Consider the following 14361-nt stretch of genomic DNA (forward strand, 5'->3'; position numbering starts at 1 on the left):
CGGCACCAAGGCCGTGCGGCCCGGTGGCGGAGCTCAGGCGCGCGGCACCGTCTCCATCGGGAAGATCATCACCGCGCCCTTCGGGCCGCCCTTGTCGGCAAGCCGCATCACCGAGCGGGTCGGCGGCGCCATGCCGATATCGGCGAGCATGTCGGAGAAGCTGGCGGGGCCGAGGCCGCGCGTTATCGACGTGACGCCTTCCTGCGCCAGGAAGCTCAGATCTTCCTTTTCGCTTTCCGGCGGCGCCTCGGTCAGCACCGCGATCATCCGCTCCATGCCGAAGCTGGTGTCGGTGAAGGCGAGCAGCCCTTCCTCCAGCGTGGCCCGCGGCGCGAGGCGCTCGGCGACGATGTGGGTGATCGAATAGTCGCTGCCGACATAGAGTACGTTGATGTCGACCAGCTGGTCCGAGCTGTTCTTGGCCAGCACATGCACCTCATCGCCGGGCGAGACGCGCGGCACCGCGGAAGCCTGCAAGGGTTCGAGCCCATCCTTGTCGCGGCGTTTGACCTGGAACTGGACGTCGACATCCTCGGGCTTGTAATCGGAGGCCGCCGCCAGCCGCGAAAGGCCGGTGGCGCGGAAGATGGTGCGCAAATTCCTGGTCGTGGCGTCGACCAGCTTCTGGCGGTCGTCGCGATGGATGATGACCAGCGGCGGCTTGCTGCCGTCCTTCAAGGTCACGTCGCCGGACGCCGGCAGGAACCACAGCGCCGGTTTGTCGGTGGCGTCCCCGGCGGCGCCTGCAATGGCGTTCTCGCGCATCACGGCGAAGCGCAACTCGGCGCTCTTGCCGGGATCGACCAGTTCGATGTTGAAGCCGGTTTCCTCGGCCGCGGCCAGTTCGTCGAGAACCGAATTGACCAGCGTGGTTTCCTTCTCCAGTCCCTTGGTCGCGGCCGGCCGCGCCACGGTGAGCTTGTAGTCGACGGCGATCTCCGCCACCCGCGCATAGGCGTTGGCGGGAATGTCGGCGAGCTTCAGCGCAGGCTTCTTCTCGAACTCGACCGGCTTGACCTGGCTCTCCAGGTTCTTTGCCGACCGCACTTCGAGATAGCCGACTGCGTCGGATAGCGGCGACAGCGCCGAAGGCAGGATGGCAAGCTTGCTGCCGGGCGTCAGGCGATGCAGCAGCCCGGCGCCGATCGACGCCTCACCGTCCTTGACGACGATGGGCCACTGCATGACCGCGTCCGTCTTGTCGGTGCCGAAGACGCGCGCGTCGAGTTCGCCCTCGAACAGCGGCGTCGGCCGGGTGCGGCTGTCGGCCGAATATTGCTGCAGAACGGCCTGGCCAAGCTGGCGATAGGTGACGTTTGGATTTTCGGCGAGCTTCGACAGGATGGTGAAGGTGAAAAGGCCAAAGCGTGGCGCGTCCGCCGTACCCTTGGGCAGCGGCATCTCCGGCGTCGTCTCCACCGTCTGAGCGGCGTAGAAGGCAACCAGCTTGCCCTTGGTGATCGGCTCGGCGCCGGTCGGCGTCAGGTTGAAGGCGGGCTTGCGCGCGCCATTCTCGTCAAGGCCGCGCGACGCGCTTGCGACCGTGTCCTCATAGGTCTGGACGGCCGCCGCCCTTGCGGCCTCGTCGCCGCCGACCAGATCGGCGAATTCGACCTTGCGCTCCAACTCGTCATCGACCTCGACGGCTCGGGTCGCGGTGCCGGAATGGCAGCAGTCGAACACGGCCCAGACAAACGCACCCTTGTCGCGGATCGCATCGAGCGCGTCGCCGATCTCATTGTCGACCAGCGCGTTCGGCACGCCGGCATCGCGGTTGATCCACTTCTCGATGTCGACCGGCAGGAAAATCTCGTCGAGCCCGTCGGTCTCGTCGCCCTTGACCATTTCAGGCTGCTGGGCGCCATGGCCCGACAGATGCAGATAGACGAAATCGTCGCGCTGAACCTTGGCCGCAAGGTCGGCGAGTGCCGCCTTGATCGCCGCGTGGGTCGGCAGGTCTTTGGCGCCGGGCACATCCTTGGCGAGCAGCGTGACGTTCTCCGGCGCGAACCGCACCGGGTCCGGCACGTTTTTCAGCAGATACTCGTGCACCAGGCCGGCATCGTTCTTCGGCCCGATCAGCCAGTTTCTCTGCGGCAGGGCAGGATATTCGGTGCAGGCCACCAGCAGCGCATGATAGGTGCGCGATGCCGCAAGTGCCCGGAACGAAACCGTACCGGCCGCCATCAGCGCGGACGTGCCGACAAGCAGCGTCCGACGTGTCAATTTGATCATATTGCTTCCCCAAGCCCGATCGAATTTCCCAAGCGAGATTACCCTCGTTGAGGATTTTGTCAGTATTTTGAATGTCGCTACGCCATCAGGCCTGCCATCATCAAATGTGCCGGAACGCCGTCGATTGGTTCTGGACAACAACAGAAGAGTAGCAAAGACGACGGTTCGTCGCTATCTGAATGGCATTGGAACGTTTGCACCGGCAAACAGCCTGCGGATGGCGCAGAACAAGTTGGAACAGGACCATGGCTGCGAGGGATGTGCTGACGAAAAACCAGTTGTGCGTGCTCGAGAAGCTCGAGACCGCCAGCGGACCGCTCAGCGCCTATACCTTGCTCGACCAGTTGCGTGAGCGCGGCTTCCGCGCGCCGCTGCAGGTCTATCGCGCGCTCGACACGCTGGTGAAGTCCGGCTTCGTGCACCGGCTGGAAAGCATCAATTCCTTCGTCGCCTGCGCCGAGCCGCACGACCACAGTCATTCGATGACAGCTTTCGCGATCTGCGACACGTGCGGGCAGGTGAACGAAATGTCGGATCACGACGTCGACCACCGGCTGAACGAATGGGTAAGTTCGACCGGCTTCGCCGCCAAGAAGGCGGTGATCGAGTTTCGCGGCACATGTGCCAAGTGCCGGGCCGAAGCGGCCTAGGGCCTGTTCCATGCCGATGGAATCGGGATGAGGCTCTTCCCTTGGTTGAGCCCGAGTTCTTGCGAAAACCGGTTTCCCGCTTTTCAGCATCATGCCTTAACGCGCGGTCGACCAGGCGAACCAGAACGCAACGAGCGCCAGCAAGGCCGAAAGCAGCCGCCGGCTGGTCCGCTCCAGCCGTGGATCGTTGAGGAATGGCTGCAGGGCTCCGGCCAATATGACAATCAGTGCATGGATGGCTGTCGCCACAGCCACATAGATCAAGGTCAGCACGACAGTTTGGGCAAGTATCGGTCGTCCAGCCTCGACGAAGGTCGGCAGTACGGCGACATAGAAGATCGCCGCCTTCGGATTGAGGAGATTGGTGACAAGCCCGCGCAAGAAATATTTCCCGCCCGGATCGCTATTGCTCGAGACCACATCGGTCCCAGCGGTCCAGCCCTCCCAGGCGAGATAAAGCAGGAACAGTATGCCTGCCCAGCGGAGCCCTTCGTAAAGCAGGGATGAAGCCTGGATCAGTTCGGCAACGCCCAAGGCAGCGATGCCGCCGATGAACGCGAGGCCCACCGCGATGCCGGCCACGGTGGCGAAGCCGGCGCGGCGACCGTCGCTCGCCGAGACCAGCGCCAGATAGGTCATGTTGGGGCCTGGCGTCAGTTCGATCAGCAGGGACGCAAGCGCGAACGACAGGAATGTGGCCGTCGAGAACGGCAGCATTGCCTCCACGTCAATGCGCCTCGTCCCAGTTGTTCGCCGCCCGCGCATCGACATGCAGCGGGACCGACATCGACACCGCCGGCATTGCCGCGTTTTCCATGACGTGGCGCACGACGGGGATCGTCGCCTCGACTTCCGCCTCGACCGTTTCGAAGATCAGTTCGTCATGCACCTGCAAGAGCATGCGGGCCGACAGCTTGGCCTTCTCCAGCGCTTCCTCCATGCGCACCATGGCGCGGCGGATGATGTCGGCGGCGGTGCCTTGCAGGCGGGCATTGATCGAGGCGCGCTCGTTGAAAGCGCGCAGCGACGGGTTGGACGAGCGGATATCGGGATAATGGATGCGGCGGCCGAAGATCGTTTCGACGAAGCCGTGCTCACGGGCATAGGCCTTGGTTTCCTCGATATAATCGCGGATGCCTGGGAAGCGTTCGAAGTACTTCTTGATGTAGTTGCTGGCTTCCTCGCGCGGGATCGACAGCTGGTTGGCGAGGCCGAAGGCCGAGATGCCGTAGATGATGCCGAAATTGATCGCCTTGGCGCGGCGGCGTATCTCGGAAGGCATGCCTTCCACGGGAACGTTGAACATTTCCGATGCGGTGATGGCGTGGATATCGGCGCCATCGGCGAAAGCCTGCCGCAGCTGCGGGATCTCGGCGACATGGGCAAGCACGCGCAGTTCGATCTGGCTGTAGTCGGCCGAGACCAGCCGATTGCCCTTGTCGGCGATGAAGGCGGTCCTGATCTTGCGGCCTTCGGCGGTGCGCACCGGAATGTTCTGCAGGTTCGGGTCGGAGGATGACAGCCGGCCCGTCGTCGTCGCGGCCAGCGCGTAGGAGGTGTGGACGCGCCTGGTGTCGGGATGGATGAAGCCGGGCAGCGCATCGGTATAGGTCGATTTCAGCTTGGTGAGCTGGCGCCAGTCGACGATCTTGCGCGGCAGTTCGTGGCCTTCGGCGGCAAGGTCTTCCAGCAGCTGCGCCGAGGTCGACCATTGCCCTGTTTTGGTCTTGGAGCCGCCGGGCAGTCCCATACGGCCGAACAATATGTCGCCGAGCTGCTTGGGCGAGCCGATGTTGATGCGTTCGCCGATGAGCTGATAGATTTCCTCTTCGAGCCGTGCCGCACCTTGCGCCAATTCGCCCGACAGCCTGGACAGGATCTGCCGGTCGACCGAGATGCCGCGCTGTTCCATGCGCGCCAGCACCGGCACCAGCGGCCGCTCCAGCCGCTCATAGACCGAGACCAGGCCCTTGGCGGCAAGTCGGGGCTTCAGCACCAGCCAGAGCCGCAGCGTCACGTCGGCGTCCTCTGCGGCGTGCGCGGTCGCCCTGTCGATGTCGACCTGGTCGAAACCGACCGAGCTCTTGCCCGAACCGGTCACATCCTTGAGCTGGAGCGGGGTGTGGCCAAGCCATTTCTCGGCCAGCGCATCCATGCCGTGACCATGCGGGGTGCCGGCATCGAGGACGTAGGAGATCAGCATGGTGTCGTCGAACGGCGCGACATCGATGCCGTAGCGGCTCATGATGACCAGGTCGTATTTCAGGTTCTGCGCGATCTTGAGGACCGATTTGTCCTCGAGCAGCGGCTTCAGCTCCGCCAGAGCCTCGCGAAGCGGGATCTGGTTTTCGAGCGTGCCGCCGCCGAGCAGATCACCATTGCCGCTCTTGTGGGCGAAGGGAATGTAGCCGGCGCGGCCGGGCGCCGTGGCGATCGCCATGCCGATCAGTTCGGCCTGCATAGGATCGGCCGATGTCGCCCTGACGTCGAAGGCGGCGACGCCGGCCTCCCGCGCCTCGGCGACCCATGCTTTCAGCGTCGAGATATCGCGAATGCAGGGATAGGCCGAGGTGTCGATCTTGCGGGTTGCCGCGCGCTCCAGCCGCAAGGCCGAGAGCAGGGAAGGTGTATCGCCTTGCTTCGCGATGTCCGTCGCGGGCGCCGTTGCGTCCTCGGCTTGACCTGGCCCAGTGGCGGCACCGCTCCGGGCCACAACCGGCGATCCGGCGCCCACATCGGGGCCATGTGCATTGTCGGCGCGCTCGACGGTCACCGCGACAGCCTGGACGTCGCCTGCCTCGGTGCCGGTCGCTTCCGCCACGCGGCGGGTCAGCGAGGTGAATTCCATGGTCTTCAAGAAGCCGATCAGCTTCGGCCCGTCCGGCGCGTGGAGGACGAAATCGTCCAGCCCCTCGGCCACCGGCACGTCGTTCTTCAACGTCACCAACTGGCGCGAGATCAACGCCTTGTCGGTATTGGCGATGATCGATTCGCGCCTTTTGTCCTGCTTGATCTCGCCGGCGCGGGCCAGCAGCCCGTCGAGGTCGCCGAACTGCTCCAGCAACTGCGCCGCCGTCTTCGGCCCGATGCCGGGCACGCCAGGCACATTGTCGACCGAGTCGCCGGTCAACGCCTGCAGATCGACCATCTTTTCCGGCGGCACGCCCCACTTCTCGATGACCTCGGGAATGCCGATCTGGCGATCCTTCATCGGGTCGTACATGCCGACCGTATCGCCGACCAGCTGCATCAAATCCTTGTCGGAGGAGATGATGGTGGTGTCGCCGCCGGCTTCGCGCGCCAGCCGGCAATAGGTGGCGATAAGATCGTCGGCCTCGAAGCCTTCCATCTCGATGCAGGGCAGGTTGAACGCCTTGGTCGCCTGGCGGATCAGGCCGAATTGCGGGATCAGGTCCTCGGGCGGCGCCGAACGGTTGGCCTTGTATTCGGGGTAGAGATCATTGCGGAAGGTCTTCGAGGAATAGTCGAAGATGACCGCGAAATGCGTCGGCACAATACCTACATCGGTGTTGCGGGCATCCTGCATCAGCTTCCACAGCATGTTGCAGAAACCGGAAACGGCACCGACCGGCAGGCCGTCGGACTTGCGGGTCAGCGGCGGCAGGGCGTGATAGGCCCGGAAGATGTAGCCGGAACCGTCGATGAGGAAGAGATGGTCGCCTTTTTTCATGCCGGCAGGGATAGCGCGGCGCGATGGCTTGGTCCATGCCAAAGACATCGCCGGATATCGGTTCCGTCAACACCCTGACAGATTGGGTTATACAGATCCGCTCACGGGCACGTTACAAAAGTGTAACGTTGATGCCCTTGAATCGCCACCTTCACAGACCCAAATACACGTCATCGGCAGTTTTCGCCGAAGTCCGGAGCAAGGCCCGTCCCCCGCCTATCCCGGACAACTGCGGCAGCCTATCCCCCCTCTCCGGGCTGCCGCATCGTTTCGAGTACGAGGCCGCCGTGGTTCCCCCTCCACCACGGCGGTCTTTTTTTGCCTTGCGGCGGCCGTTGCGGGCCGTGGTCCAATGGTCCCGGGCTTTTCGTTTGCCCGCTCTGCCTTTACGGTTCCGGCACTGAATCGAAAGGCTTGCCAAATGTCCGCAGTTTCCCCCGTCCTCGACCGCCTCGACCAGAATCTCGACCAGAGCCTGGAGCGCCTGTTCGGCCTGCTCAGGATCAAGTCGATCTCCACCGATCCCGCCTATGCCACCGACTGCCGCAAAGCGGCGGAATGGCTGGTGGCGGAACTCAAGCTGATCGGCTTCGATGCCAGCGTGCGCGACACGCCAGGACATCCGATGGTGGTTGCGCATCACGACGGGCCGGCCGGTTCGCCGCATGTGTTGTTCTATGGCCATTACGACGTGCAGCCGGTCGATCCGATCGAACTCTGGGAAAACGATCCGTTCGCGCCAGCGATCAAGGAGGTCGGCCCCGACCACAAGGTGATCACGGGGCGTGGCTCGGCCGACGACAAGGGCCAGTTGATGACTTTTGTCGAGGCTTGCCGCGCCTGGAAGCAGGAGCATGGCAACCTGCCGTGCCGTATCACCATCCTGTTCGAGGGTGAGGAGGAATCCGGCTCGCCGTCGCTGAAACCGTTCCTTGAGGCCAATGCCGAAGAGCTCAAGGCCGACTTCGCGCTGGTCTGCGATACCGGCATGTGGAACCGTGACACGCCGTCGATCTGCGTGGCACTGCGCGGGCTTGTCGGCGAGGAGATCACGGTGAAGGCCGCCGACCGCGACCTGCATTCGGGGCTCTATGGCGGGGCCGCCGCCAACCCGATCCGCATCCTGGCCAAGGTGCTGGCCGACATCCACGACAAGGATGGCCACATCACCATTCCGGGTTTCTATGACGGTGTCGAGGAGACGCCGTCGCAGGTGCTGAAATCCTGGGAGACGCTGGGCGAGACGGCCGAGACCTTCCTTGGACCTGTCGGCCTGTCGATCCCATCAGGCGAAAAGGGCCGCTCGGTGCTGGAATTGACCTGGGCTCGGCCGACAGCCGAGTTCAACGGCATCATTGGCGGCTACACCGGCAAGGGGTTCAAGACTGTGATCGCGGCGGAAGCCTCCGCCAAGGTGTCGTTCCGCCTGGTCCACAAGCAGGATCCGAAGAGAATCCGCGCCGCCTTCCGCAAGTTCGTCGAAGACCGCATCCCGGCCGACTGCTCGGTCGAATTCCACGCCCATGGCGGTTCGCCGGCAATCCAGCTTTCCTACGACTCACCGTTCCTGGCCAAGGCCAAGGATGCGCTGTCCGACGAATGGCCCAAGCCCGCGGTGACGACCGGCAGCGGCGGTTCGATCCCCGTAGTCGGCGACTTCCAGACCTATCTCGGCATGGAATCGCTGCTGGTCGGGTTCGGCCTCGACGACGACCGCATCCACTCGCCCAACGAGAAATACGAGCTGAACTCCTTCCACAAGGGGCAGCGCTCCTGGGCCCGCATTCTGGACGCGCTGACGCGCTGAGCGGCGGAAAAGTCGTTTTCCTGTTGATTTTTCACCGGATCGCGGCGAGGACGGGGTACGCCGCGACCGGAGAAGACAATGGCCGACATTCGTTTCCACAAGCAGGATCTGCCCGACCTTTCGCATTACAATGTCGGGGCAGTGGCCATCGATACCGAGACGCTGGGGCTGAACCCGCATCGCGACCGGCTCTGCGTGGTGCAGATCTCGCCCGGCGACGGCAGCGCCGACGTCATCCAGATCGCACCCGGCCAGAAGAAGGCGCCGAACCTCGTCAGCCTGCTCAGGAACCGCAGCGTGACGAAGCTGTTCCACTACGGGCGCTTCGATCTCGCCGTGCTTTACAATGCCTTCGGGGTGATGCCGGAGCCGGTGTTCTGCACCAAGATCGCGTCGCGGCTGACGCGCACCTATACCGACCGTCACGGGTTGAAGGACATCTGCTTCGAGTTGCTCGGCGTCGGCCTGTCCAAGGCGCAGCAATCGTCCGACTGGGCGGCTGAGACGCTGTCTCCCGAACAGCTCGAATATGCCGCTTCCGACGTGCTGTATCTGCACCGGCTGCGCGACGTGCTGGCCGGGCGGTTGGCACGCGATGGGCGGACCAAGGAGGCCGATGCCTGCTTCCGCTTCCTGCCGACGCGGGCCAAGCTTGACCTGATGGGCTGGGACGAAGAGGATATCTTCGCTCACAGCTGACCGTCTTCGCGACGACCCGCGCCTCCGGCCGGTTGGAACCAGATGCCGGCCGTCGCGTTCTGTGGGCTTGAATTACTTGCTTTCGCGATTCCGGACAAAATACCGCTACACACGTCCCGGAATTGCTCGAAAAGGGGGACGAAATGGTGGACAGGAAGCCGATATCGACCGCGCCGACCGATGGCTCCAAGGTCACCATCACCTGGAAGGACAGCGACGGCGTGCTCAACGAATCCATCGGGCAATACCGCGATGACGGCTGGTGGGTCTATACCGACAGCCATACGCAAAAGAAGGTCGAGCCGACCAGCTGGCGGCCGACTTCCAGCGACGACGACGATCAATGAGCGCCGCTGGCGGGACCAGCTGCTTTCGAATAGCCTGAAGCCGTTGATATCGGGGCCGATTCGGAGCCTTCCGCTCCGCGTTCGCCCTCCTGCTCGGAGGAAATCGCCATGGGCGTCGAAAGCCTTCTCGTCTTCATCATCATTGGTGCCATCGCCGGCTGGCTTGCCGGTCTCATCGTTTCCGGTTTCGGCTTCGGCCTGATCGGCAACATCATCGTCGGCATCGTCGGCGCCTTCATCGCCGGCTGGCTGTTCCCGCGGATCGGTTTCTCCATCGGCGGCGGCATCATAGCTTCCATCATCCACGCCACGATCGGCGCCATCATCCTTTTGGTGCTGGTCAAGGTTCTGAAGCGAGCCTGAGGCTCGAAACGACAAAGGGCGCGCCGTGAAGCAGAACACACTCTACCTCCTCATTGGCGCGCTCGTCGTCGTTGTCATCGCGCTTGGCGCCTATGTCTACCGTGAGCAGACGAAGCCGAAAGGCGTCGAGCTCAAGATCGACGACAAGGGCATTTCGATCCAGCAGAACTGAGCCAGCCGCTGATTTGGGGTTCGTCATGCCGCTTGATTTCCGGATGGCGGGCAGAGTTGATCGATAAAGGCGGGGGACATGGCTGGCGGCCCGAAATCCGGGGCTGCGCGGCGTTGCCGTCGCCCTAGAGTTCCCGCATTCCGCTTGACCGTCCAGGGCGCCATCAGGCTTAGTCGGCGCCGGCAAAAGCGGGGGCAGACAGCCATCAAATGGGCCGGGGGCAGCAAGACAATTCTCTATTTCCTGCATCATTCGACCTCCCGTGCGGAGAACGGATGATCGCCGGGATAGACTTCAAGGCGAACGCGGCGGTGCGGGCGGCGCTTTCGGCGATCGGACGCACGGAAGACCTGCGCTTCTCACCGGACAATCGATTGCTGGCAATTGCCGGCTATGCGCGCAAGCGCTTGCTGGTCCTGCGCATCGACATCGAGGCCGGATCTGGTGGTCCCGATGTGACGATCCGCGATTTCATGCAGCTGACGTCAGATAATATGGGCGAAATCCATGGTCTGGATTTCATCGATGACCGCACCCTGGCGATCGCCAACCGCGACGGGATGGTCGCTATATTCAACCTGCCCCGCGAGGAGCCAGCCGGTCAAAGCCGCGAGATATCAGCCATTCGCCGAGTCCGGGGCAGGCGGCTTAGCAAACTGAATTCGCCGGGCTCGATTGCCGTCAGGCCCGAGTCGCGCGGCCGCGTCAGCCTTCTGGTCTGCAACAACTACACGCATCTGGTGACCCGCCATGTGATCAACCGGTGGCTTGGCTATCGCACGACAGGCAATCAGCGGCTGCTGGAGCGTGGTCTCGATATACCGGACGGTATTGCGCTCAGCCATGACGGCCGGTGGATCGCGGTCAGCAGCCACGGCACCCAGGACGTGAAACTCTACCGTATGTCCGCGTCGCTTGGGCCTGATACCGAACCCGCCGGGGTCCTGCGGAACGCGGGCTATCCGCATGGTGTGCGTTTCACCAGGGATGACCGGCATATCATCGTCGCCGATGCAGGCAGCCGGGTGGTAAACGTCTACGCCGGCGACGATGGCTGGAGCGGGCATCGCGCGCCGGTGCGCTCGGTTGCCGTGCTCGACGAGGAAACCTTCCTGCGCGGCAGGGCCAGCCCCGAGGAAGGCGGCCCGAAAGGCCTCGACATCGACCGGTCGAACAGCGTCGTGGCGGTGACCTGCGAGGAGCGGACGCCGGCCTTTTTCGCTCTGTCGTCGATACTCGGTGGCGTTGAAAATTGCCGGCAAGGCGAGGCCATTGCATCGGCGTGGCACCGGAACAGCGATCACTCCGACATGGAATTAGAATGACGGATCGACGCTTCGGCGCTATGATGTCGGCATAGGGCGTTTGGGGCCAACCAACCTAACGAGTAGGAGGTTGCCATGAAGCACCAAACACTGGACCAACTGCATGCAGTTGCCGAGGTCAGCACCACACAGCCGGTAATGAGTCGTACCCAGCGTCTTGTCCGTTGGGCCGAACTTCTTGAACGTGAGCCCAGCCGGCTGCTCACCGCGCTTGCCGGGACAGAATACCGTGCGCCGCCCGAGCGCGATGTCATGCGAGGCGATGACTCGCCGATAGCGGTTGCCTTCACGGACCCCATATTGCACGACGAGGGTCTGAAAGACGACAGCTATGGCGAAGCCAAGCGCTTCTTCGAGCTGACCGACCACCAACTGCACGAGATCGTCTGCTACTGCCATGTCGGCGAGGTTATGCAATCGTCCAGGGCAGCGCTCTCGGTTCGTGCGGCGATCGGCTGACGCATGTCCACCAGGTGATCATCTGGTGACGGGTGATTTAGGGCGCGGTCGAACGCGAAGTTGCAACCATTTGCGATCGCGCCCTAACGCGGAACATGTCCGCGACCGTCTGTGTCGCGGTTGACAGTGGCTTGGGCTTCGCGCCCCAGGCAAAAATGCCACGGCGAGGATTGTTCCATCGCGGCGGGCCGCCTGCCAGCGGCAAAAGCAGGTCTCGAACCGAGCGCTAAATGCCGGATCCCAGGCATTTGATTATCAATCGCCTTGAATTTTTCCGACTTAACCCGCCCTTAAATCGCCGCATCTACTCTTCAACCCGGACGCCATTGGCCCCGGGGATATCAAGCACAGCGCATGGCGAACCGCAGAGACAGCCGCATCGAGCCCAGTTTCGAGGGACCGCCACAGGCGCGATCCCAACCGGGTCTTTCGGTGAGCGAGGAGGACCGCGTCGTGCCAAGCAACCGCAAAGCCTCCGCCAAACGCAAATCGTCGAAGGCGAAATCGTCGCGCGGTGGGCGTGGCAGAAGCCGGCGCGGCCTGTTCGGCGTGCTCGGCCGGCTGTTCTACTGGTGCTTCGTGCTCGCCATCTGGGGCGGCATCGCGGTGGCCGGCGTCGTTATCTACTACGGCGCCAAGATGCCGGCGGCCACGACCTGGTCGATCCCCGACCGCGCTCCCAATATCAAGATTGTTTCGGCCGATGGCCAGTTGCTCGCCAATCGCGGCATGAGCGGTGGTGAAGCCGTCGGCCTGCACGAAATGTCGCCCTATATTCCGGAAGCCGTCATCGCCATCGAGGATCGCCGGTTCTATTCGCATTTCGGTGTCGACCCGATCGGCCTTTCGCGCGCCATGGTGACGAACCTGCTCGGCGGGCATTTCTCGCAAGGCGGCTCGACGCTGACGCAGCAATTGGCGAAGAACCTGTTCCTGAAGCCCGACCGCACACTGGAGCGCAAGGTGCAGGAGGTGCTTCTGGCGCTGTGGCTGGAGCACAAGCACACCAAGGACCAGATCCTCGAAATGTACCTCAACCGGGTCTATTTCGGCTCCGGCGCCTATGGCGTCGAGGCGGCTTCGCGGCGCTATTTCGGCAAGAGCGCGCGCGACGTCACCCTGTCGGAAGCAGCCCTGCTGGCCGGCTTGCTGAAAGCGCCGTCGCGGTTGTCGCCGGCGCGCGATCCGAAGGCCGCCGAGGAGCGTTCGCAGCTCGTGCTCGCCGCCATGCGCGAGGAGGGCAAGATCAGCGACAAGGAGCTGAAGACGGCGCTCAGCGCGCCGGCGACGCGCTCGCCGTCCTACTGGACCGGCTCGGAAAACTATGTCGCCGACGCCATCATGGAAGAACTGCCCGACCTGATCGGCGATGTGCGCGGCGATATCGTCATCGACTCCACCGTCGACCTGAACCTGCAGAAACTTGCCGAGCAATCGATCCGCAAACTGATCGACGACAGCGGCAAGAAGCTCAACGTCACCCAGGGCGCGCTGGTGTCGATCGACGATTCCGGCGCGGTGCGTGCCATGGTCGGCGGCTATGACTATTCGACCAGCCAGTTCGACCGCGCCTCGGAAGCGCGCCGCCAGCCCGGCTCGGCGTTCAAGCCGTTTGTCTATATGGCCGCCCTTGAGGCGGGCCGCACGCCCGACAGTGTGCGCAACGACGCGCCGATCAAGATCGGCAACTGGACACCCGACAATTACGGCGGCAAGTACTTTGGCAAGGTGACGCTGGCGACGGCGCTGGCCAAATCGCTGAACTCGGTCGCCGCGCAGCTGACCATGGAGGTCGGGCCGAACGCGGTGGTCGAGGCCGCGCACCGCATGGGCATCCAGTCCGATTTGCAGGCAAATACCTCGATTGCGCTCGGCACTTCGGAAGTGACGCCGCTTGAGCTGACCTCGGCCTATGTGCCGTTCGCCAATGGCGGCTACAAGCCGGACATCCATTTCATCCGCCGTATCACCACCGCCGAGGGCAAGGTGCTCTATGACAGCGGTGGCGGCAACGCGCCGCGTGTCGTCAAGCCCGAGATCGTCGGCATGATGAATTCGATGATGATGGGCACGGTCGAGTTCGGCTCGGCAAAGAAGGCGGCCTTCGCCTGGCCGTCGGCGGGCAAGACCGGCACCAGCCAGAATTCGCGCGATGCGTGGTTTGTCGGCTACACCGCCAATCTCACCACCGGCGTGTGGTTCGGCAATGACGACGGCACGGCGATGAAGAAGGTGACCGGCGGCGCTTTACCGGCGCAGGCTTGGCATGAGTTCATGGTCGCCGCGCATGAAGGCGTGCCGGTGCGGCCGCTGCCCGGCACCTGGAAGTCGACGCCGGCCGATACGATCGTGCCCGACGACATACCTTCGGCCGACAACAACCAGCAGGCGCCGGTTCCGTCGGTATCCGTTGGCCAGCAGGCGCCAACCGCGCAACCGGCGGCGCCGGCCCGCGTGGCGCGGCCTGCCCAGACCGTCGATGCCGACGGCTTCAACATGCCCGCGGACGACGGCACCACCGCTTCGGTCGGGCATCCCGTGCCACCAGGCAGCGTCGGTGGCCCGCTCAAGAAGCGGCAGACCTCGATCCTGGATATTCTGGGCGGCGGCTGA

The 14361-nt window shown here is 63.6% G+C and carries 12 protein-coding genes; 9 read left to right on the top strand and 3 right to left on the bottom strand.

The window, feature by feature from the left end:
* Nucleotides 1-33: 33 nt before the first annotated feature.
* Nucleotides 34-2235, bottom strand: a complete 2202-nt coding sequence (locus MesoLj_RS09960; RefSeq protein WP_202325885.1) for a caspase family protein — start codon at nt 2233-2235, stop codon at nt 34-36.
* Between the two features lie 245 nt (nt 2236-2480).
* Between MesoLj_RS09960 and MesoLj_RS09965 the strand changes: the two genes are divergently transcribed.
* A complete protein-coding gene (locus MesoLj_RS09965; protein WP_140772085.1) occupies nt 2481-2885 on the top strand; it encodes a Fur family transcriptional regulator in 405 nt (134 codons plus the stop codon).
* A gap of 96 nt (nt 2886-2981) precedes the next feature.
* On the opposite strand, the gene MesoLj_RS09970 is transcribed toward MesoLj_RS09965, so the two are convergent.
* Nucleotides 2982-3602 (bottom strand): LysE family translocator, encoded by a 621-nt coding sequence (locus tag MesoLj_RS09970; protein ID WP_202327235.1) that lies wholly within the window; start codon nt 3600-3602, stop codon nt 2982-2984.
* 10 nt (nt 3603-3612) lie between these two features.
* Nucleotides 3613-6576: a DNA polymerase I gene (gene polA, locus MesoLj_RS09975; protein ID WP_202327236.1), complete on the bottom strand. Its 2964-nt coding sequence runs from the start codon at nt 6574-6576 to the stop codon at nt 3613-3615.
* Nucleotides 6577-6997: 421 nt separating this feature from the next.
* Here polA and MesoLj_RS09980 point away from each other — a divergent pair, with 421 nt between their 5' ends.
* From MesoLj_RS09980 to MesoLj_RS10015, 8 genes are all read left to right on the top strand, one after another.
* The gene (locus MesoLj_RS09980) at nt 6998-8383 is read left to right on the top strand and encodes a M20/M25/M40 family metallo-hydrolase (RefSeq protein ID WP_202325886.1); all 1386 of its coding nucleotides are present in this window, start codon (nt 6998-7000) and stop codon (nt 8381-8383) included.
* Nucleotides 8384-8461: 78 nt separating this feature from the next.
* Complete coding sequence (locus MesoLj_RS09985; RefSeq protein WP_202325887.1) at nt 8462-9082, top strand: ribonuclease D; 621 nt, start codon at nt 8462-8464, stop codon at nt 9080-9082.
* A 143-nt stretch (nt 9083-9225) separates the two neighbouring features.
* Entirely contained in the window at nt 9226-9429 is a 204-nt protein-coding gene (locus tag MesoLj_RS09990; protein ID WP_140772080.1) for a hypothetical protein, read from the top strand.
* Nucleotides 9430-9537: 108 nt separating this feature from the next.
* Nucleotides 9538-9792 carry a GlsB/YeaQ/YmgE family stress response membrane protein gene (locus tag MesoLj_RS09995; RefSeq protein WP_027056594.1) on the top strand — a complete coding sequence of 85 codons (255 nt, stop codon included), beginning with the start codon at nt 9538-9540 and terminating at the stop codon, nt 9790-9792.
* 25 nt (nt 9793-9817) lie between these two features.
* A complete protein-coding gene (locus MesoLj_RS10000; protein WP_027031097.1) occupies nt 9818-9964 on the top strand; it encodes a hypothetical protein in 147 nt (48 codons plus the stop codon).
* 275 nt (nt 9965-10239) lie between these two features.
* Nucleotides 10240-11289 (top strand): hypothetical protein, encoded by a 1050-nt coding sequence (locus MesoLj_RS10005; RefSeq protein WP_202325888.1) that lies wholly within the window; start codon nt 10240-10242, stop codon nt 11287-11289.
* Between the two features lie 75 nt (nt 11290-11364).
* Nucleotides 11365-11748, top strand: a complete 384-nt coding sequence (locus MesoLj_RS10010; protein WP_202325889.1) for a hypothetical protein — start codon at nt 11365-11367, stop codon at nt 11746-11748.
* A gap of 354 nt (nt 11749-12102) precedes the next feature.
* A complete protein-coding gene (locus MesoLj_RS10015; RefSeq protein WP_202325890.1) occupies nt 12103-14361 on the top strand; it encodes a transglycosylase domain-containing protein in 2259 nt (752 codons plus the stop codon).

This window comes from Mesorhizobium sp. 113-3-9, assembly GCF_016756515.1.
GTDB lineage: Bacteria > Pseudomonadota > Alphaproteobacteria > Rhizobiales > Rhizobiaceae > Mesorhizobium.